Consider the following 21,248-nt stretch of genomic DNA (forward strand, 5'->3'; position numbering starts at 1 on the left):
GCTTAAGCGGGCTTATCCGCTGCAAGCTTGAAAACGATGTTCCGCTGTGCCGGTTTTTGTGGCCAAGAGCATCTGTTGGAAGGAGTTGAAAACGATGCAAAAACTAATTGAAGATATCACAAAAGAACAGCTTCGTACTGATCTTCCTGCGTTCCGTCCTGGTGACACTTTACGTGTACACGTTAAAGTTGTTGAGGGTAACCGTGAGCGTATCCAGATCTTTGAAGGTGTTGTGATTAAGCGTCGTGGTGGTGGAATCAGCGAAACGTTCACAGTTCGTAAGATTTCTTACGGTGTTGGCGTTGAACGTACTTTCCCAGTACACACACCAAAAATCGCGAAAATCGAAGTTGTACGTTACGGTAAAGTACGCCGTGCTAAACTTTACTACCTGCGTGAACTTCGCGGAAAAGCGGCTCGTATTAAAGAGATCAGACGATAATGATAACGAACGAAAAGAGCTTGTTACCTGTAACAAGCTCTTTTTTTATACAGAATTTGAAAATGCCGGACAGGCATCGTAAAATACATAAAGGACAACAATGAATCATGCATACTGAAGATAAAGGCGGTGTTCGTGTCACATGACAATTCAATGGTTCCCGGGCCATATGGCAAAAGCAAGAAGGGAAGTAACCGAAAAATTAAAATTAATCGATATCGTATATGAATTGGTAGATGCCAGAATTCCAATGTCATCAAGAAACCCAATGATTGAAGATATTCTAAAAAACAAGCCGCGAATTATGCTGTTAAACAAGGCTGACAAAGCAGATGCGGCAGTTACACAGCGGTGGAAAGAGCACTTTGAGAAGCAGGGGATCCGCTCTCTGTCTATTAATTCTGTAAATGGACAAGGGTTAAATCAAATTGTGCCTGCATCAAAAGAGATCCTCCAAGAAAAATTTGACCGGATGCGTGCGAAAGGTGTGAAGCCGAGAGCGATTCGCGCTTTGATTATCGGCATTCCAAACGTCGGAAAATCAACGCTCATCAACCGGCTTGCAAAGAAAAACATAGCAAAAACGGGAGACAGACCTGGCATTACGACTTCTCAACAGTGGGTCAAAGTTGGGAAAGAATTAGAGCTATTAGATACACCGGGAATTTTGTGGCCTAAATTTGAGGATGAACTTGTCGGTTTGAGACTGGCAGTCACCGGGGCTATTAAAGACTCGATTATCAATTTGCAGGACGTGGCCGTGTTTGGTCTTCGTTTTCTCGAAGAACATTACCCAGAACGGCTTAAAGAGCGTTATGGCCTTGATGAGATCCCAGAGGACATTGCTGAGCTGTTTGATGCAATAGGTGAAAAGCGGGGCTGTCTCATGAGCGGTGGGCTCATTAACTACGATAAGACGACTGAAGTCATCATTCGCGATATTCGCACTGAAAAGTTCGGCAGGCTGTCATTTGAACAGCCGACGATGTAAAGGCGCGCAGAAATGCGGGTCTTTATTTTTTCTTGGCTGAACCGATACATACAGTAAGGGAGAAGAGAAAGTGAATACATTAACCGTAAAGGACATTAAAGACCGTTTGGAGGAAGTGAAGGATGCACAAGACCCATTCATTGCCCAATGCGAAAACGACCCGAGAAAAAGCGTTCAAACGCTTGTAGAGCAATGGCTTAAAAAGCAAGCGAAAGAAAAAGCGCTGAAAGAACAATGGGTGAATATGACTTCCTATGAAAGGCTGGCAAGAAACAAGGGATTTCGCTTGATTGCAGGTGTTGACGAGGTCGGCCGGGGGCCATTGGCAGGACCAGTTGTCGCCAGCGCAGTCATCCTTCCAGAGGAATGTGAAATACTTGGACTGACAGACTCCAAAAAGCTTTCAGAGAAAAAACGCGAGGAATATTACGAGCTTATTATGAAGGAAGCACTGGCGGTCGGGATAGGAATTGTAGAAGCTACTGTGATTGATGAGATCAATATATATGAAGCTTCAAAAATGGCAATGGTGAAAGCGATACAGGATTTGTCGGATACACCTGATTATTTGCTTGTTGACGCAATGACACTTCCGCTCGACACGGCTCAGGCGTCAATTATAAAAGGCGATGCCAAAAGCGTGTCTATTGCGGCAGGTGCGTGTATCGCAAAAGTGACGAGGGACCGAATGATGAGCGCTTATGCCGAAACGTACCCCATGTACGGCTTTGAAAAAAATAAAGGCTATGGGACAAAAGAACATTTGGAAGCTCTCGCTGCATACGGCCCAACTGAATTGCACCGCAAAACTTTCGCTCCTGTTCAATCTTTCAGATAAATCACCATGGACAAGGAGGCACCTTTTTAAAATGAACATACGAAATGATGTGCAAAAGGCGCTGCAGCACCTTTTTGGGCGTACAGCCGTCCCGCAGGAAACATCAAAAGTAAACGAAGCGCTAAACGGGGAGAAGCGTCTCCTCTTAGGAAAAGTGCTTCGCTTACTAGGAGATCAGCATGCCCTGATCCAAGTCGGCAATCAAACTGTTCAGGGAAAACTTGAGGCCCAGCTTCGCCCTCAGGCATACTATTGGTTTTCCTACGAAAAAAAAACGGCAGAACAAACAGGCCGTCTTCAGGTCGTTCAAAGCTTTGACCAAAATCCTAAAACCATTCAGGATGCAGCTGGCAAGCTTTTAAATGCCATATCAGTGAAGACGTCAAACGCAGCTCTCATGATGACAGGAGCGATGCTGAAGAGCAAAACACCCGTAACAGAAAATGATATCAAAACAGCCGTCCGCTGGATGGACACGCTGCCTTCGCAAGACACAAAAAAAGCAGTTGAAACGGTTCTCTTCGCTTTAAAGCGTGATCTTCCCATTCATTCCGAGATTTTGAATGGTGTTCACGCTGTGAAATCGCCTGTTCCGTTGCATCAGCACGTATCCCAGCTGCTTCAGGCAATCGACCAAAACCCTCAGCAGAGCCAAATGATGTCAAAGCTAAAGGAAGCAGTTACGGTGCTTTTAAATAGTGAAATCGATGTCCATGCAGAACGGCTGATTGATAAGCTTATTTCTTTAACCGACAATACGAAAGCACCTTCTCCGGCGAATACAGCTGGAAGCAGGGAGCTTAGCACACCAGTTGGCTCCCCCGGAAAAGCAAGCTTGCCGGTTGCAAATCACACAGCAGAACAGAGAAGCATACAAGAAGAGCCTGTTAAAACAGCAGTAGACATTCCAATTAAAGAAGCCCGCCAGCTGCTGGTAAAGCTGACGGAATCTGCTGAAAAAAACAGTCTCGAAATTGTGAAAGAAGCAGCAAATTGGATTAAAGCGGCTGCTTCATCGGGTGATAGTAAGTCACTTGCAGCTTCAGCTGTTTTACAAGCGGCACAAGTCACAGACCAGGAAGCCGAAGTCTTTTTAAAGGCTGTTCAGCAGACAGCACCCCATTTGGCGGATAAAGCAGATGTTCTTTCGTTCTTATCCAAAGTGAAAACGGCAATCGGCGCAAGGGACGAGGTTGCGTTCATTAAAGCGTTTGAACAAGGAAGCGCAGTCACATCTGGCGAAATGCAATCCATCAAGCTGGCTCTTTCTGCCTTAAGAGCATCGCATGAGGTAGCCGAACCAGTCAAACAAGAAGCCGATCAGCTTTTTCATAAATTAAATGGCCAGCTTTTCATGCAGCATGACCATCCGTCATACAGCCAAATTGTAATGTCATTTCCGATGTTTTCGAAGTCAGGGGTTCAGGACATGACTGTTCTGTTTAAAGGAAAGAAAGGAGCGGATGGAAAGCTTGATCCTTCCCATTGCCGCCTTTTGTTTTTGCTGCAGCTTGATACACTAAAAGAAACCGTCGTTGATTGCTTGGTACAGCAAAAAGTCATGATTATTACAATAGAGACTGATTTCGAGCTGCAGGCTGCGATCGATCCGATGGTGCCCGCGCTTAAACAGGGGCTAAAGGAAATGGGGTACAGCCTTTCAGGGGTAAACGCTAAAAAAAGGGTTCACACCGAAGAAAAGGCTTCAATCGATCAATATATAACAAGTATCAGTGATCAGGAAGTGGATGTGAAAATATGAAAGAGCAGACACCGATCAGAAAAGCTGTTGCTCTCCATTATGACGAACAAAAAGACAAGGCGCCGAGAGTGATTGCCACAGGAAAGGGCCATGTAGCTGACAACATTATCAAAGAAGCGAAAAAAGCAGGGGTCCCGATTCAAGAAGATCGGACCCTTGTCGAATTAATGCGCCATTTGACGGTAGATGATCAAATTCCTGAAGCTCTTTATGAAACGGTAGCCGAGATTTTTTCATTCATTTACAAATTGGACGAAAGTGTAAAAAACAAAAAATAGCTAAAATATTCCCCATCCTCCTTTGAAATTTATGTTTTTAATAAAGTAAAAGTTTGAATGTTTAGAAGGATTAAAAGATTTTGCAACGAACTGTAGACAATTCTTCCAGTATTATTATAGAATGAAAGCGCAGTCTATTTTAGTTTTGTTACATAAGTTAGGAGGATGGGAAATGAATATCCATGAGTACCAGGGAAAAGAAGTCCTCAGAAAATATGGGGTATCTGTTCCTGAAGGTAAAGTGGCTTTTACAGCAGAAGAAGCAGTTGAGAGTGCAAAGAGCTTATCCAGCTCGGTTTATGTCGTAAAGGCTCAAATTCATGCTGGCGGTCGAGGCAAAGCTGGTGGGGTAAAAATAGCAAAATCATTAGAAGAAGTAAAAGCGTATGCCGAAGAACTATTAGGGAAGACCCTAGTTACACATCAGACGGGTCCGGACGGCCAAGTAATAAAACGCTTACTTATTGAAGAAGGCTGCGATATTAAAAAAGAATATTACATCGGTCTAGTGCTTGACCGCGCCACTTCAAGAATCGTTTTAATGGCTTCTGAAGAAGGCGGAACGGAAATTGAAGAAGTTGCGGAGAAAACACCGGAAAAAATCAAAAAAGCTGTCATTGATCCGGCTGTCGGCCTTCAAGGCTATCAAGCCAGAGAAATTGCATTCGCTATTAATATTCCAAAAGAGCTCGTGGGAAAAGCTGCTAAATTTATGCTTGGACTATATAAAGCGTTTGTTGAGAAAGACTGCTCAATCGCCGAAATCAATCCGCTTGTTGTTACCGGCGACGGAAATGTGATGGCGCTTGATGCAAAATTGAATTTTGACAGCAATGCGTTGTACCGACAAAAGGACATTATGGAATACAGAGATTTGGATGAAGAAGATCCGAAAGAAATTGAAGCGTCCAAATATGATCTAAGCTACATTTCCCTTGATGGAAATATCGGCTGTATGGTAAACGGCGCGGGGCTTGCAATGTCTACGATGGATATTATCAAGCATTATGGGGGAGAACCGGCCAACTTCCTTGATGTGGGCGGCGGTGCAACCGCGGAAAAAGTCACGGAAGCATTTAAAATCATTCTTTCTGATCAAAACGTTAAAGGGATTTTTGTCAACATTTTCGGCGGCATTATGAAATGTGATGTCATCGCAGAAGGGGTTGTTGAAGCGACTAGACAAGTTGGTTTGACATTGCCGCTTGTCGTCCGTCTTGAAGGCACTAACGTGGATCTAGGGAAGAAAATCCTTAGTGAATCAGGATTAAACATTACATCTGCGGAATCAATGGCTGACGGCGCGCAGAAAATCGTATCCTTAGTTTAAGAAAGAATGAAAGGCAGGGGACCAAATAATGAGTGTTTTCATTAATAAAGATACAAGAGTTATTGTGCAAGGGATTACAGGTTCTACCGCTTTATTTCATACGAAGCAGATGCTCGAATACGGCACAAATATCGTTGGCGGTGTAACACCTGGAAAAGGCGGAACAGAAGTGGAAGGTGTTCCTGTATTTAATACAGTGGCTGAAGCAGTTCAAACGACCGGCGCTAACGCGTCTGTTATATATGTGCCCGCACCGTTTGCAGCTGATGCGATTATGGAAGCGGTAGATGCGGAGCTTGATCTCGTGATTTGTATTACAGAACATATCCCGGTTTTGGATATGGTGAAGGTCAAACGCTTCATGGAAGGCAAGAAAACGAGACTGATAGGGCCGAACTGTCCTGGTGTCATTACGCCTGAAGAATGTAAAATCGGCATTATGCCCGGATACATCCATAAAAAGGGTCATGTAGGCGTTGTATCACGTTCAGGAACATTAACATACGAAGCGGTGCACCAGCTCTCAGAAGCGGGTGTAGGGCAATCTACAGCTGTTGGAATCGGCGGCGACCCTGTAAATGGAACAAACTTTATTGACGTTTTAAAAGCGTTTAACGAAGATCCTGACACTCACGCAGTCATCATGATTGGCGAAATCGGCGGTACTGCCGAAGAGGAAGCGGCAGAGTGGGTAAAAGCCAACATGACAAAACCGGTAGTCGGTTTTATCGGCGGTAAAACAGCACCTCCTGGGAAGCGCATGGGGCATGCAGGCGCCATTATTTCCGGCGGAAAAGGGACAGCTGATGAAAAAATCAAAACCCTTAATGCATGCGGAATCGAAGTTGCAGAGACACCTTCTGTCATGGGTGAAACCTTAATCAAGGTGCTGAAAGAGAAGAACTTGTTCGAAACTTGCAAAACGCATTAATAAAAAAGGGACAGCCGTCAAGGCTGTTCCTGCTTTTTCTAACAAAAGGAGGTCAATCTATTGGATCAGGCCGCTGCCTGCCTAACGATTTGCAGAATCAATCAATTATTATCCCCATCCCTTCTATTAAAATGGTGGAAAGCCGATCCGTCTATGTCGCTGACATCACCCGTGTTACAAACGGTTACTCGTGATCAAATAAAAGCAGCTGCATTAAAAAACGAAATAGAACAACTTTATCCAAAGCTCCAGCGTGTACTTGCTGCTTATCGTGAGCAAGGCATTAACACCATCCCTATTTCTTCAAAGCAATATCCTTTCTGGCTTAAAAGCATTTATGATCCCCCCGCCGTACTGTTTGCAAAAGGTGATATGACTCTTCTTTCGAAAGGGAGAAAAATTGGAATTGTAGGGACAAGAAATCCAACAGCTTATGGGAAACAAGTTGTCAATCATCTTACAAAAGAGATCTGTCGTAAAGGTTGGGTGATTGTCAGCGGACTGGCGTCTGGGATAGACGGAATGTCCCATGCTGCAAGTATTAAGGCGAAGGGGCGGACAATTGGCGTCATTGCAGGCGGATTTCAACACATTTATCCCCGAGAAAACCTTCAGTTAGCAGATCACATGGCTAAACACCATATCCTGCTGTCAGAGCACCCACCTGAAACTAAACCCCAAAAATGGCATTTCCCTATGAGAAACCGTATTATCAGCGGACTGAGTGAAGGCGTTATTGTCGTTCAGGGCAAAGAAAAAAGCGGTTCGCTGATTACTGCCTATCAAGCATTGGAACAAGGGAGAGAGGTATTTGCCGTACCCGGTTCATTGTTTGATCCTTACGCCGGAGGTCCTATAAAACTGATCCAGCAGGGGGCTAAAGCCATATGGTCAGCAGAGGATATTTTCGAGGAACTTCCTGAGAGAAACGTTCAATATACGGAACCCTTTTGAATTATCGTTTGACAAACGGTATTGTAATATTTAATAATAGTGAGGATTTAAAGTTGCATATTGTTTTCTATTTAATTAATGACGTTCATGATAAAGAATGAAATGTTGAAAGCCAAATAAAGACAGCTGCAAAAATAAAATTGAAATATCTTGAAAAGAGAGAGAACACCTCTTGAGGGGGATGAAAATGTCTGATTATCTAGTCATCGTGGAATCGCCCGCTAAGGCGAAAACGATTGAACGTTACTTAGGTAAAAAATATAAAGTAAAAGCATCAATGGGACATGTCCGGGATCTTCCAAAAAGTCAAATGGGAGTTGACATAGAACAGAATTTCGAACCGAAATATATTACCATTCGAGGTAAAGGCCCGGTATTAAAAGAGCTGAAAACGGCTGCGAAAAAAGCCAAAAAAGTGTATCTCGCAGCCGACCCCGATAGAGAAGGGGAAGCGATTGCATGGCATTTGGCACACAGTCTTGATTTAGATCTCAACTCAGACTGCCGTGTGGTGTTTAACGAAATTACAAAAGACGCTATTAAGGAATCGTTTAAGCATCCCCGCATGATCAATATGGATTTAGTGGATGCACAGCAAGCGAGACGTATTTTAGACAGGCTTGTCGGATATAAAATCAGTCCTATCTTATGGAAAAAAGTCAAAAAAGGGCTTAGCGCAGGACGCGTGCAATCCGTTGCCCTCCGTTTGATTATTGACCGTGAAAAAGAGATTAACGACTTTAAGCCTGAGGAATATTGGACAATTGACGGTACGTTCTTAAAAGGTCAAGAAACCTTTGAAGCGAGCTTTTTCGGGAAAAACGGCAAAAAACTTCCTTTAAATAGTGAAGCTGATGTAAAAGAGATTCTTTCTCAGCTCAAAGGGAATCAATATACAGTTGAAAAAGTAACCAAAAAGGAACGTAAACGTAATCCTGCTTTGCCTTTTACCACTTCTACCCTGCAGCAGGAAGCAGCTCGCAAGCTCAATTTCAGAGCGAAGAAAACGATGATGATTGCACAGCAATTATATGAAGGAATTGATTTAGGAAGAGAAGGAACGGTTGGTCTGATCACGTATATGAGAACGGATTCAACCCGTATTTCAAATACGGCTGTTGATGAAGCAGCTGCATTTATTGATCAGACATATGGAAAAGAGTTCCTAGGCGGAAAACGGAAGCCTGCGAAAAAGAATGAAAACGCCCAGGATGCCCACGAAGCAATTCGGCCGACTTCAGTTCTTAGAAAACCAAGTGAATTAAAAGCAGTCCTCGGCAGAGACCAAATGAGACTGTATAAATTAATTTGGGAGCGTTTTGTTGCCAGCCAAATGGCACCGGCTGTTCTCGATACAATGAGTGTCGACCTGACAAACAACGGTTTGACATTTCGTGCAAATGGAAGTAAAGTCAAGTTTTCCGGGTTTATGAAGGTGTATGTTGAAGGAAAAGACGACCAAATGGAAGAAAAAGACCGGATGCTGCCTGACTTACAAGAAGGCGACACGGTATTATCAAAAGATATAGAACCTGAGCAGCATTTTACCCAGCCGCCTCCGCGATATACTGAGGCCCGGCTCGTTAAAACCCTTGAAGAACGCGGTATCGGCCGTCCATCCACATATGCTCCGACACTTGATACTATTCAGCGGCGCGGCTACGTGGCATTGGATAATAAACGTTTCGTTCCGACTGAATTAGGTCAGATCGTTCTTGACTTGATCATGGAGTTTTTCCCTGAGATCATTAACGTTGAGTTTACAGCTAAAATGGAGAGAGATCTTGATCATGTTGAAGAAGGAAATACCGAATGGGTCAAGATTATCGATAATTTCTACACCGATTTTGAAAAACGCGTGAAAAAAGCCGAATCGGAAATGAAGGAAGTTGAGATTGAACCAGAGTATGCTGGAGAGGATTGTGAATTGTGCAGTTCTCCAATGGTATATAAAATGGGACGATACGGTAAATTCTTAGCTTGCTCCAACTTCCCTGACTGCCGGAACACGAAACCGATTGTGAAACAAATCGGTGTGAAGTGCCCGAGCTGCGGAGAAGGAAACATTGTTGAGCGAAAATCGAAAAAGAAACGGGTGTTTTACGGCTGTGACCGTTATCCGGACTGTGAATTCGTATCATGGGACAAACCAATTGAACGAAAATGCCCGAAATGCGGAAAAATGCTCGTCGAGAAAAAACTCAAAAAAGGCATACAAGTCCAATGCGTGGAATGCGATTATAAGGAAGAACCACAGAAGTAGCGGTGAGCAGGGTCTTGCTCACCTTCTTTGTGTGTTAAAAGAAGGCCTTGAATAATAAACTAGGAGATGTGAAAGATGAACCAACAAACAGTGAATGTAATCGGAGCCGGACTTGCAGGAAGTGAAGCAGCATGGCAGCTTGCCAAACGGGGGATTCAAGTCAAATTGTATGAAATGCGGCCAGTTAAACAAACGCCTGCGCACCATACAGATAAATTTGCAGAGCTTGTCTGCAGCAATTCTCTTCGCTCTAATACACTTGCTAACGCTGTCGGTGTATTAAAGGAAGAAATGCGTGCGCTTGATTCAGCCATTATCGCTGCGGCTGACGAATGTTCGGTGCCTGCCGGGGGCGCTCTTGCAGTAGACCGTCATGAATTTGCCGCAAGTGTGACAAATCGGGTGAAAAATCATCCAAACGTAACCGTTATTAATGAAGAAGTGACTGAAATTCCTGAAGGCCCCACTATCATCGCAACGGGTCCGTTAACATCTGAATCGCTGTCTGCCCAGCTGAAGGAGTTGACTGGAGAGGACTATTTATATTTTTATGACGCAGCGGCGCCAATTGTAGAAAAAGACAGCCTTGATATGGATAAAGTGTACCTGAAATCCCGTTATGATAAAGGTGAAGCAGCATATTTGAACTGCCCGATGACAGAAGAAGAGTTTGACCGTTTTCATGAAGCATTAACATCAGCAGAAACAGTGCCGTTAAAAGAATTTGAAAAAGAGATTTTCTTTGAAGGCTGCATGCCGATTGAAATCATGGCAAAACGGGGTAAGAAAACAATGCTTTTCGGTCCGATGAAACCGGTTGGTCTAGAGCATCCTGTTACAGGAAAACGCCCTTATGCCGTCGTTCAGCTCAGACAGGATGATGCTGCGGGAACACTTTATAATATTGTAGGATTCCAGACTCATTTAAAATGGGGAGACCAAAAGGAAGTTCTCAAGTTGATTCCAGGACTTGAAAATGTAGAAATCGTCAGATATGGCGTGATGCACAGAAACACATTTATTAACTCTCCAAGCCTGTTAAAGCCGACTTATCAATTTAAAAACCGCAGTGATCTGTTCTTTGCAGGCCAAATGACGGGAGTAGAAGGATATGTGGAATCAGCTGCCTCAGGACTTGTAGCAGGCATTAATGCGGCGAAGCTTGTATTGGGAGAAGAGCTTGTGATCTTCCCTCAGGAAACAGCAATTGGCAGTATGGCACATTATATTACAACAACAAACCAGAAGAACTTCCAGCCGATGAATGCAAACTTTGGGCTTTTAAAAGAATTGCCAGTTAAAATTAAAAATAAAAAAGAACGAAATGAACAATACGCGAACCGTGCGATTGAAACAATTCAAACAATTTCGAAAACAATATAGGTATTGATTGCAACCTGAGCGCGATTTGTGATACCATTTAAAAGCCCTTCCTGGGGAGGTATTAGGCATGGAGAATGTTAAGAATTTCGTAAAGTTATTCGTTGAATATTTACAAATTGAAAAAAATTATTCACAATATACTATTGTGAATTATGTGGATTCAATTGAAGAATTCGAGACTTTCCTGCGCGTTCAAGGTATAAATGGATTTGAAGAAGCTGCATATCAAGATACTAGGATTTTTTTGACAGAAGCCTATGAAAAAGGTTTATCGAGAAGAACAATAAGCAAAAAGATATCTGCATTAAGAAGCTTTTATAAGTTTCTGATGCGGGAAAAGCTTATTGAAGAAAATCCGTTTCAGCTTGTTCATCTGCCAAAACAGGAGAAACGGATACCGAAGTTTCTATATCAAAAAGAGCTTGAGGAGCTGTTTGAAGTTTCAGATATAAGCCAGCCGGCCGGAATGAGGGATCAAGCGCTGTTAGAGCTGCTCTATGCCACCGGAATGAGGGTCAGTGAATGCTGTTCCATAACTATTAACGACGTTGATTTATTTATGGACACTGTGCTTGTTCACGGTAAAGGCAAGAAGCAGCGCTATATCCCCTTTGGGTCTTATGCCCGCGAAGCGTTGAAGGTATACATGAATAGCGGAAGACAGTGCTTGCTGATGAAGGCAAAAGAACCTCATGATCTATTATTCGTAAATCAAAGAGGCGGACCGCTTACAGCCCGTGGCATCAGACATATTTTAAGCGGGCTTGTTCAAAAAGCGTCAAGCACTTTACATATCCATCCGCATATGCTTCGACATACGTTCGCCACGCATCTGTTAAATGAAGGAGCGGATTTGAGAAGCGTTCAAGAACTGCTCGGGCATTCCAATCTGTCTTCTACACAGATATACACGCACGTTTCGAAGGAAATGTTGAGAAACACATATATGTCTCACCATCCAAGAGCATTTAAGAAAAATTAAAGGAGGCCCTTTATGTCATCTTTTCATGCGACCACAATATTTGCCGTACAGCATAAAGGACGAAGCGCTATGTCCGGAGACGGCCAAGTAACATTTGGTCAGGCTGTTGTCATGAAACACACGGCACGGAAAGTGAGAAAACTGTTTAACGGCAAAGTTCTTGCTGGCTTTGCGGGATCTGTTGCAGACGCTTTCACTTTATTCGAAAAGTTTGAAGCTAAGCTTGAAGAATATAACGGCAACTTAAAACGTGCGGCTGTTGAGCTTGCGAAGGAATGGCGCAGCGATAAAGTGCTAAGAAAGCTCGAAGCCATGCTGATTGTTATGAATCAGGATACTTTGCTTCTCGTATCGGGAACAGGCGAGGTGATCGAACCAGATGACGGCATTCTCGCGATTGGATCAGGAGGCAATTACGCTTTGGCAGCGGGAAGAGCATTGAAAAAGCATGCCGGTGAAAGCATGTCTGCAAGTGAGATTGCCAGAGCCGCGTTAGAAACAGCAGGCGAAATTTGTGTTTACACGAACGATCAAATCATACTGGAAGAGCTTGAATAGAAAGGACTTGAGGCGCATGGAAAAAAAACCGTTAACTCCTAGACAGATTGTAGATCGGTTAGACCAATATATTGTCGGTCAGCAAAATGCGAAAAAAGCTGTCGCCGTGGCATTAAGAAACCGCTATAGAAGAAGTCTTCTGGATGAAAAGCTGAAGGACGAGGTCGTTCCGAAAAACATTTTAATGATGGGTCCTACCGGCGTCGGGAAAACTGAAATTGCCAGACGAATCGCTAAGCTTTCAGGTGCGCCATTTATCAAAATTGAAGCTACTAAATTTACCGAAGTCGGCTATGTAGGCAGAGATGTTGAATCAATGGTCAGAGATCTTGTGGAGACTTCTGTTCGGCTTATAAAAGAAGAGAAAATGAATGAAGTAAAGGAACAGGCAGAAGAAAATGCAAACAAACGCATTGTTCGTCTGTTAGTTCCCGGGAAGAAAAAACAATCTGGCGTTAAAAATCCGTTTGAAATGTTTTTTGGAGGCAGCCAGCCGAATGGTGAAGATGAGGCGGAGAGCCAGGAAGAAGCAAACATCGAAGAAAAAAGAAAACGAATGGCGCATCAGCTGGCTTTAGGAGAGCTCGAAGACTACTATGTAACAGTAGAAGTCGAAGAGCAGCAGCCTTCTATGTTTGACATGCTGCAGGGCTCGGGTATGGAGCAGATGGGTATGAACATGCAGGATGCGCTGAGCGGATTAATGCCAAAGAAAAAGAAGCGGCGCAAAATGACAGTCAGAGAAGCCAGAAAAGTCCTGACGAATGAAGAAGCAAGCAAACTCATCGATATGGATGAAGTCGGCCAGGAAGCTGTTCAGAGAGCAGAAGAGAGCGGGATTATCTTTATTGATGAGATTGATAAAATCGCAAAGAACGGCGGTGCATCTTCTTCTGCCGATGTTTCAAGAGAAGGCGTTCAGCGGGATATCCTGCCGATTGTTGAGGGTTCAACCGTTGTCACAAAATATGGTTCTGTAAAAACAGACCATGTATTATTTATTGCAGCAGGAGCGTTTCATATGGCCAAACCGTCTGATTTGATTCCTGAGCTGCAGGGGCGTTTCCCAATTCGTGTAGAACTGAACAAACTCACGGTAGACGACTTCGTGAGAATTTTGGTTGAGCCGGATAATGCGCTGCTGAAACAATATCAGGCATTATTGCAGACAGAAGGTATATCTCTTGAATTTTCTGACGAAGCTATTCATAAGATTGCTGAAGTTGCTTATCATGTGAACCAGGACACAGATAATATCGGTGCGAGACGCCTTCATACAATACTTGAACGCCTATTAGAAGATTTGTCGTTTGAAGCTCCAGATGTAACGATGGAGAAAATAACGATTACACCACAGTATGTCGAAGAAAAGCTCGGAACGATAGCCAAAAACAAAGATTTAAGTCAATTTATATTGTGAAAAATTTAATATGAGGAATGTTTAGGAGGATTATTTATCATGGCTTTATTACAAAAAACAAGAATTATTAACTCCATGCTGCAAGCTGCGGCAGGGAAACCGGTAAACTTCAAGGAAATGGCGGAGACGCTGCGGGATGTAATTGATTCCAATATTTTCGTTGTAAGCCGCAGAGGGAAACTCCTTGGGTATTCTATTAACCAGCAAATTGAAAATGATCGTATGAAAAAAATGCTTGAGGATCGTCAATTCCCTGAAGAATATACGAAAAATCTGTTTAATGTCCCTGAAACATCTTCTAACTTGGATATTAATAGTGAATATACTGCTTTCCCTGTTGAGAACAGAGACCTGTTTCAAGCTGGTTTAACAACAATTGTGCCGATCATCGGAGGCGGGGAAAGATTAGGAACACTTATTCTTTCACGTTTACAAGATCAATTCAATGACGATGACTTAATTCTAGCTGAATACGGCGCAACAGTTGTCGGAATGGAAATCCTAAGAGAAAAAGCAGAAGAAATTGAAGAGGAAGCAAGAAGCAAAGCTGTCGTACAAATGGCTATCAGCTCGCTTTCTTACAGTGAGCTTGAAGCAATTGAGCACATTTTTGAGGAGCTTGACGGAAACGAAGGTCTTCTTGTTGCAAGTAAAATTGCTGACCGTGTCGGCATTACCCGTTCTGTTATTGTGAACGCACTCAGAAAGCTGGAGAGCGCCGGTGTTATCGAGTCTAGATCATTAGGAATGAAAGGTACTTATATCAAGGTACTAAACAACAAATTCCTAATTGAATTAGAAAATCTAAAATCTCATTAATCACAAAAAGAACCCTTTTTGAGGGTTCTTTTTTTATTTCAAATAAAGGAAATCAATAAGCTTTATTTCCTGGGTTGAAAGTCTTTCTATGTAATAATTTTAATAAATTTTGCATTTTTCTTCAAAAAGTTTCAAAAATGCCGAAAAGAAAGGAGAAAAAACAGAAATTCTGCTATTTTCAGGCTTATATCAAGGTGAGAAATGTAGTTCTAACAATCTAGGACTTTATACCTAGTTACAAAATAGATAATTGTGAGGACATTTTTTTACACGAACTTCATAGACTTTATGCCTGTTATTTCTTACAATAAGCATATAGTTTTACAATTCTCGACAAGGATATTGAGGGTGAAAAAAACTGAAATGGAGGTAAGTGGATTTGAGCTTATTTTCTGGAACGATACAAAATCTTGAAAATGCCTTGAGCAGAGCGGATATTAAGCAAAAAGTCATAACTAATAATATCGCCAATATAGATACACCGAACTATAAGGCGAAAAAAGTCTCTTTCCAAAATTTATTAGATCAAGAATCCTCGCGTCTTGAAGCGATAAAAACAGACTATCGTCATGTTGATTTTTCTGATACTGATTCGAATTATTCAATTGTTGCGAGCGGAGATACATCGTATCAGCAAAACGGAAACAATGTTGATGTTGACAAAGAGATGACAGAATTGGCGCAAAATCAAATCAACTATCAAGCTTTGGTTGAAAGAATGAACGGTAAATTTAATTCGCTGAAGACCGTATTAACAGGAGGAAAATGATGACAGCTTTTCATAGCTTAAATGTTTCAGCATCGGCTTTAACAGCTCAGCGAGTCAGAATGGACGTTGTATCATCTAACTTAGCAAATATGGATACGACAAGAGCTAAGCAGGTGAATGGAGAGTGGGTGCCTTACAGAAGAAAAATGGTCTCCCTTCAGTCAAAAGGTGAATCGTTCTCTTCCATTCTCAATTCTCAAATGAGCGGAAGCGGTAGTGCTGGAAACGGTGTGAAGGTTTCAAAAATTACAGAGGATGATTCGGATTTTAATCTTGTCTATGATCCGACAGACCCTGATGCAAACGCTGATGGATATGTACAAAAGCCTAATGTTGATCCATTAAAGGAAATGGTTGATCTTGTCAGCAGCACCAGATCATATGAGGCGAATGTCACGGCGATGAATGCCACAAAGGGAATGCTGATGAAGGCGTTAGAAATCGGAAAGTAGGTGAATGAATGTGATTAATGCAATTTCTCCTTTTCAGGTTCAAAATACTCAAAACACTCAAAATGCAACAAATCAAGTAAACAATAGCCAAAAAACAGATTCTTCAAATCAAACAAGCTTTTCGGAGCTTTTAAAAAACTCTATTAGTTCGTTAAATGAGTCCCAAGTAGCTTCTGACAACATGACTAATGCCTTGGCTGCAGGAAAAGATGTAAATCTTGATGAGGTCATGATCGCCGCTCAAAAAGCTAGCATCTCTCTAACTGCAGCAACAGAGTTCCGCAATAAAGCTGTGGAAGCTTATCAGGAGATTATGAGAATGCAAATGTAGGGGGTCTGACGATTTAGAGAAAGAGTGGAATGACCGGGGGTTAACATGAATCGTACTCTAATGCAAATGAAAAACAAAACGAGTGAGTTTTGGAAAAATAGATCTAAATTACAAAAGATTTTAATGGTTAGTGCTTTAGCGGCAATTATTATTATTGGAATTATTATTAGTGTTTTTGCTTCAAATTCTAAAATGGCGCCGCTGTACAAAGATTTGTCTGCCGAAGAAGCAGGACAAATCAAAGAAGAATTGGATGCAAAAAAAGTGCCAAACGAACTTTCGAATGGCGGTACAGTGATTAGTGTTCCGGAGGATCAGGTTGATTCTTTGAAAGTGCAGATGGCTGCAGAAGGACTTCCTAAAACCGGATCAATTGATTATTCATTTTTTGGACAGAATGCCGGCTTTGGTTTGACAGACAATGAGTTTGATATGGTGAAAGTAAAAGCTACACAGACAGAACTGTCAAACTTGATCAATGAAATGGACGGTATTAAAAGTTCAAAAGTAATGATTAATCTCCCGAAAGACGCGGTGTTTGTCGGTGAAGAGCAATCTGCAGCATCTGCATCAATCGTTTTGCAGATTCAACCGGGTTATACACTTGATCAAAGCCAGATCAACGGATTATATCATCTGGTATCTAAAAGCGTGCCGAACCTAAAAGAAGATAACATCGTCATCATGGATCAAAATTCTACATACTACGATAAATCAGACAGTGATGCAGGGTCCTACGCGGATAGTTATTCTTCTCAGCAAGGAATTAAGTCTCAAGTTGAAAAAGACATTCAAAAACATGTACAGTCACTTCTTGGTACGATGATGGGCCAAGATAAAGTCGTTGTCTCCGTTACAGCAGACATTGATTTCACAAAAGAAAATCGGACAGAAGACATTGTCGAACCTGTGGATAAAGAAAACATGGAAGGCATTGCAGTCAGCGCTGAAAAGGTATCTGAAACATATCAGGGCGACGGTGCAGCCAACGGCGGAACTGCCGGAACCGGCGAGGAAGATGTAACAAATTATAAGGCTGACGGTGAAAATACCGAAAGCGGAAACTACGAAAAAAACAGCAACAAAATCAATTACGAGGTTAACCGAATTCATAAAGAAATCGCTGAAAGTCCTTATAAGGTCAGAGATTTAGGGATTCAAGTAATGGTAGAGCCGCCTGATGCCAAAAACACAGCGTCGCTATCAACTGAAAGACAGGATGATATACAAAAAATCCTTTCAACTGTAGTCAGAACATCTTTGGATAAAGATGAAACGCAAAACCAGAATTTATCTGATGCTGATATCAATAATAAGATTGTTGTCTCCGTTCAGCCATTCGACGGCAAAGTCAATTTGGATACAAATACGGAAAAATCCTCAGGTATCCCGCTGTGGGCATATATTGTAGGCGGTGTTTTAATCGCAGCGATCATTGTTCTGATCATTATGCTTATCAGAAAGAAACGGGCGCAAGAGGATGAATTTGAGGAATATGAGTATGAGGTTCCTCAAGAACCAATCAATTTGCCTGATATCAACGAAGAGGAAAATGAAACAGCGGAATCAGTCAGACGAAAACAGCTTGAAAAGATGGCGAAAGACAAGCCGGAAGATTTTGCAAAACTGCTGAGAAGCTGGCTGGCCGAGGATTAGGAGGAATTAGAAATGGCGAGACGTGATCAAGATAAGCTTACAGGAAAACAAAAAGCAGCCATTCTCATGATTTCCTTGGGGTTAGATGTGTCAGCTTCTGTCTATAAGCACTTAACCGATGAAGAAATTGAAAGGCTTACTCTGGAAATATCAGGTGTTCGAAGCGTCGATCATCAAAAAAAGGATGAAATCATAGAAGAATTTCATAATATAGCCATTGCGCAAGATTATATTTCTCAAGGCGGTTTAAGCTATGCAAGACAAGTTCTGGAAAAGGCGCTTGGAGAGGATAAGGCGGAGAACATTCTAAACAGGCTGACTTCTTCTTTGCAGGTTAAACCATTTGATTTTGCCAGAAAAGCGGAGCCAGAACAAATTTTGAATTTTATCCAGCAAGAGCATCCGCAGACGATGGCGTTAATCTTGTCTTATTTAGATCCAGTGCAGGCCGGGCAAATTTTATCCGAGCTGAACCCTGAAGTGCAGGCTGAGGTTGCGAGAAGAATCGCGGTCATGGATAGAACGTCTCCAGAAATAATTAACGAGGTAGAACGGATTCTGGAACAAAAATTATCTTCTGCATTTACTCAGGATTATACACAAACAGGCGGAATTGAAGCTGTTGTGGAAGTGTTAAACGGGGTAGACAGAGGGACAGAGAAGACGATCTTGGATTCATTGGAAATTCAGGATCCCGATCTTGCTGAAGAGATTAAAAAGCGGATGTTTGTCTTCGAAGATATTGTCACACTTGATAACCGTGCAATTCAGAGAGTCATTCGCGATGTTGAGAACGACGATTTGCTCCTTTCATTAAAGGTTGCAAGCGAGGAAGTCAAAGAAATTGTGTTCAACAATATGTCACAGCGTATGGTTGAAACCTTCAAAGAAGAAATGGAATTTATGGGCCCTGTACGCTTGAAAGATGTAGAAGAAGCACAATCGAGAATTGTAAGCATCGTCAGAAAGCTTGAAGAAGCCGGTGAAATTGTGATAGCAAGAGGCGGAGGGGATGATATTATTGTCTAATATCATTAAACAAGAATCATCTATTTCTCCACAAAAGGAAAAAAGAAAACTTTCTATACAAGAGGTGCGTATTGATCATTCTCACCTTTTGCAGGCTGAAGAGAACCCGGAGGCGCTTATGGCCCGAGTGAAAGAGGAAGCTGACCGGATTTCTGAGCAGGCAAACAGTCATATAGAAAATATTCGCCGTCAAATTGAGCAGGAGAAAAACGATTGGGCGGCTGAAAAACAGAAGCTTATTGAAGAAGCAAAAACCGAGGGCTTTGAACAAGGAGTAGCGCTGGGCAAAGCTGAGGCAATGAAACAGTATGCCGAACTGATCGGCCAAGCAAACAGTATAACTGAAATGTCCAGAAAAGCTGTTGAGGACAAGCTTGAAGACGCTAATGAAGAAATCGTTGAGCTTGCCGTTGCCCTAGCAAAAAAAGTTTGGCAGCAAAAGTCTGATGATAAAGAGGCTTTCCTCCTGCTTGTACAACAGGTTATAAACGAAGTGAAGGAATATGACGATATATCAATTTATGTTGATCCATATTACTATGAGACAATCTTTCAGCAAAAAGATGAAATCCAGCAGCTTCTTTATAAAGAATGCCGGCTTGGCATATATGCTGATGAAAAAGCTCAAAAAGGAACCTGTTATATTGAAACTCCTTTTGGCAGGGTAGATGCGAGTGTTGACACACAATTGATGCAATTGAAAGATAAACTTCTGACAGCGCTGGAAGCAGGTGCAGCTGAATGAAGACACAGAGTCTGATAGATTGTATAGAAATGACAGACTCGTATAAACGGTACGGAAAAGTCAAGCGGGTAATCGGCCTGATGATTGAATCAAAAGGGCCAGCAAGCTCAATTGGCGACGTGTGCCTGATTTATGCAAAAGGACAATCTGGGAAAGTCATTAAAGCTGAGGTAGTCGGCTTCCAGGAAGAAAATATTTTGCTTATGCCTTATTTAGAGGCTGCGAGCATTGCACCTGGCAGCATTGTAGAAGCTACTGGGGAATCACTTCGGGTTAAAGTTGGAACCGGACTGATCGGACAAGTCATCGATGCTTTTGGAGAACCGCTTGACGGAAAGCTTCTGCCGAAAGGGCTTTCGCCTGTATCAACGGAGCAATCACCGCCCAACCCGATGAAACGGCCGCCTATCCGTGAAAAGATGGGTGTTGGAGTCAGATCAATTGACAGCTTGCTGACAGTCGGTAAAGGCCAGCGGATTGGAATTTTTGCAGGAAGCGGTGTCGGAAAAAGCACCTTAATGGGGATGATCGCCAAGCAGACAGAGGCTGACTTAAACGTCATTGCACTTGTCGGAGAACGCGGACGAGAGGTTCGGGAGTTTATTGAAAAAGATCTGGGGAAAGAGGGGCTGAAACGATCGATTGTAGTCGTTGCCACCTCAGACCAGCCAGCATTAATGAGATTGAAAGCGGCATATACAGCGACTGCCATTGCCGAGTATTTCCGAGATAAAGGCCAAAATGTCATGTTTATGATGGATTCTGTTACAAGGGTGGCAATGGCGCAGCGAGAGATTGGACTGGCTGCAGGAGAGCCTCCAACGACAAAAGGTTATACACCTTCAGTGTTCGCTATTTTACCTCGTTTACTAGAACGAACAGGTGCAAACGAGCATGGAACCATTACGGCATTTTATACAGTGTTGGTAGATGGGGATGACATGAATGAGCCGATTGCCGATACCGTACGCGGAATTTTAGACGGACATATTGTGTTGGACAGGGCGCTTGCCAATAAAGGCCAGTTTCCTGCAGTTAACGTACTAAAAAGCATCAGCAGGGTGATGTCAAACATTTCAACAAAACAGCATCTGGATGCGGCCAATAAATTCCGTGAGCTTTTATCGACATATCAAAATTCGGAAGATCTCATTAATATCGGAGCTTACAAAAGAGGATCATCCAGAGAAATTGATGAAGCGATACAATTTTATCCGCAGCTTATTCAATTTTTAAAGCAGGGAACAGACGAACCGGCTTTATTGGAAGAAAGCATTGCTGTATTAACTAGTTTGACAGGAAATGAGGAATAAAC

The 21,248-nt window shown here is 42.5% G+C and carries 21 protein-coding genes; all 21 read left to right on the plus strand.

Annotation, left to right across the window (positions count from 1 at the left end):
• The first annotated feature begins 94 nt into the window (after positions 1–94).
• Complete coding sequence (rplS, locus tag CW370_RS03885; protein WP_003220825.1) at positions 95–442, plus strand: 50S ribosomal protein L19; 348 nt, start codon at positions 95–97, stop codon at positions 440–442.
• A 142-nt stretch (positions 443–584) separates the two neighbouring features.
• Positions 585–1,433 carry a ribosome biogenesis GTPase YlqF gene (ylqF, locus tag CW370_RS03890; protein WP_014479772.1) on the plus strand — a complete coding sequence of 283 codons (849 nt, stop codon included), beginning with the start codon at positions 585–587 and terminating at the stop codon, positions 1,431–1,433.
• Between the two features lie 70 nt (positions 1,434–1,503).
• Positions 1,504–2,271 carry a ribonuclease HII gene (rnhB, locus tag CW370_RS03895; protein WP_024572423.1) on the plus strand — a complete coding sequence of 256 codons (768 nt, stop codon included), beginning with the start codon at positions 1,504–1,506 and terminating at the stop codon, positions 2,269–2,271.
• Between the two features lie 31 nt (positions 2,272–2,302).
• Positions 2,303–4,033: a hypothetical protein gene (locus tag CW370_RS03900; protein WP_029945956.1), complete on the plus strand. Its 1,731-nt coding sequence runs from the start codon at positions 2,303–2,305 to the stop codon at positions 4,031–4,033.
• Positions 4,030–4,311: a FlhB-like flagellar biosynthesis protein gene (locus CW370_RS03905; RefSeq protein WP_003232001.1), complete on the plus strand. Its 282-nt coding sequence runs from the start codon at positions 4,030–4,032 to the stop codon at positions 4,309–4,311. The genes CW370_RS03900 and CW370_RS03905 overlap by 4 nt, the downstream gene beginning before the upstream one ends.
• 172 nt (positions 4,312–4,483) lie before the next feature.
• Positions 4,484–5,641: an ADP-forming succinate--CoA ligase subunit beta gene (gene sucC / locus CW370_RS03910; protein WP_024572249.1), complete on the plus strand. Its 1,158-nt coding sequence runs from the start codon at positions 4,484–4,486 to the stop codon at positions 5,639–5,641.
• 28 nt (positions 5,642–5,669) lie between these two features.
• Entirely contained in the window at positions 5,670–6,572 is a 903-nt protein-coding gene (gene sucD / locus CW370_RS03915) for a succinate--CoA ligase subunit alpha (RefSeq protein WP_024572248.1), read from the plus strand.
• A 60-nt stretch (positions 6,573–6,632) separates the two neighbouring features.
• Positions 6,633–7,526: a DNA-processing protein DprA gene (gene dprA / locus CW370_RS03920; protein ID WP_015715882.1), complete on the plus strand. Its 894-nt coding sequence runs from the start codon at positions 6,633–6,635 to the stop codon at positions 7,524–7,526.
• Between the two features lie 187 nt (positions 7,527–7,713).
• Positions 7,714–9,789, plus strand: coding sequence for a type I DNA topoisomerase (topA, locus tag CW370_RS03925; RefSeq protein WP_003245599.1), 2,076 nt, complete (start codon positions 7,714–7,716; stop codon positions 9,787–9,789).
• A 75-nt stretch (positions 9,790–9,864) separates the two neighbouring features.
• On the plus strand, positions 9,865–11,172 hold the full coding sequence (gene trmFO / locus CW370_RS03930; protein ID WP_029945954.1) for an FADH(2)-oxidizing methylenetetrahydrofolate--tRNA-(uracil(54)-C(5))-methyltransferase TrmFO: 1,308 nt from the start codon (positions 9,865–9,867) through the stop codon (positions 11,170–11,172).
• A 67-nt stretch (positions 11,173–11,239) separates the two neighbouring features.
• Positions 11,240–12,154 carry a tyrosine recombinase XerC gene (gene xerC, locus CW370_RS03935; protein ID WP_003231988.1) on the plus strand — a complete coding sequence of 305 codons (915 nt, stop codon included), beginning with the start codon at positions 11,240–11,242 and terminating at the stop codon, positions 12,152–12,154.
• Between the two features lie 12 nt (positions 12,155–12,166).
• A complete protein-coding gene (clpQ, locus tag CW370_RS03940) occupies positions 12,167–12,712 on the plus strand; it encodes an ATP-dependent protease subunit ClpQ (RefSeq protein WP_003238555.1) in 546 nt (181 codons plus the stop codon).
• 16 nt (positions 12,713–12,728) lie between these two features.
• Positions 12,729–14,132 carry an HslU--HslV peptidase ATPase subunit gene (gene hslU / locus CW370_RS03945; RefSeq protein WP_003245556.1) on the plus strand — a complete coding sequence of 468 codons (1,404 nt, stop codon included), beginning with the start codon at positions 12,729–12,731 and terminating at the stop codon, positions 14,130–14,132.
• A gap of 39 nt (positions 14,133–14,171) precedes the next feature.
• Entirely contained in the window at positions 14,172–14,951 is a 780-nt protein-coding gene (codY, locus tag CW370_RS03950) for a GTP-sensing pleiotropic transcriptional regulator CodY (protein WP_003220850.1), read from the plus strand.
• A 379-nt stretch (positions 14,952–15,330) separates the two neighbouring features.
• On the plus strand, positions 15,331–15,720 hold the full coding sequence (gene flgB, locus CW370_RS03955) for a flagellar basal body rod protein FlgB (RefSeq protein WP_003245656.1): 390 nt from the start codon (positions 15,331–15,333) through the stop codon (positions 15,718–15,720).
• Positions 15,720–16,172: a flagellar basal body rod protein FlgC gene (gene flgC, locus CW370_RS03960; protein ID WP_024572493.1), complete on the plus strand. Its 453-nt coding sequence runs from the start codon at positions 15,720–15,722 to the stop codon at positions 16,170–16,172. The genes flgB and flgC overlap by 1 nt, the downstream gene beginning before the upstream one ends.
• Before the next feature lie 10 nt (positions 16,173–16,182).
• A complete protein-coding gene (fliE, locus tag CW370_RS03965) occupies positions 16,183–16,503 on the plus strand; it encodes a flagellar hook-basal body complex protein FliE (protein ID WP_003238544.1) in 321 nt (106 codons plus the stop codon).
• Positions 16,504–16,548: 45 nt separating this feature from the next.
• A complete protein-coding gene (gene fliF / locus CW370_RS03970) occupies positions 16,549–18,159 on the plus strand; it encodes a flagellar basal-body MS-ring/collar protein FliF (RefSeq protein ID WP_051388163.1) in 1,611 nt (536 codons plus the stop codon).
• Between the two features lie 12 nt (positions 18,160–18,171).
• Complete coding sequence (gene fliG / locus CW370_RS03975; protein WP_003231981.1) at positions 18,172–19,188, plus strand: flagellar motor switch protein FliG; 1,017 nt, start codon at positions 18,172–18,174, stop codon at positions 19,186–19,188.
• Positions 19,181–19,933, plus strand: a complete 753-nt coding sequence (gene fliH, locus CW370_RS03980) for a flagellar assembly protein FliH (RefSeq protein ID WP_024572494.1) — start codon at positions 19,181–19,183, stop codon at positions 19,931–19,933. The genes fliG and fliH overlap by 8 nt, the downstream gene beginning before the upstream one ends.
• Positions 19,930–21,246 (plus strand): flagellar protein export ATPase FliI, encoded by a 1,317-nt coding sequence (gene fliI, locus CW370_RS03985; protein ID WP_014479783.1) that lies wholly within the window; start codon positions 19,930–19,932, stop codon positions 21,244–21,246. Before fliH ends, fliI begins: the two co-directional genes overlap by 4 nt.
• The last annotated feature ends 2 nt before the right edge of the window (positions 21,247–21,248 follow it).

The sequence above is a fragment of the Bacillus sp. SN32 genome (assembly GCF_002837495.1).
GTDB lineage: Bacteria > Bacillota > Bacilli > Bacillales > Bacillaceae > Bacillus > Bacillus subtilis.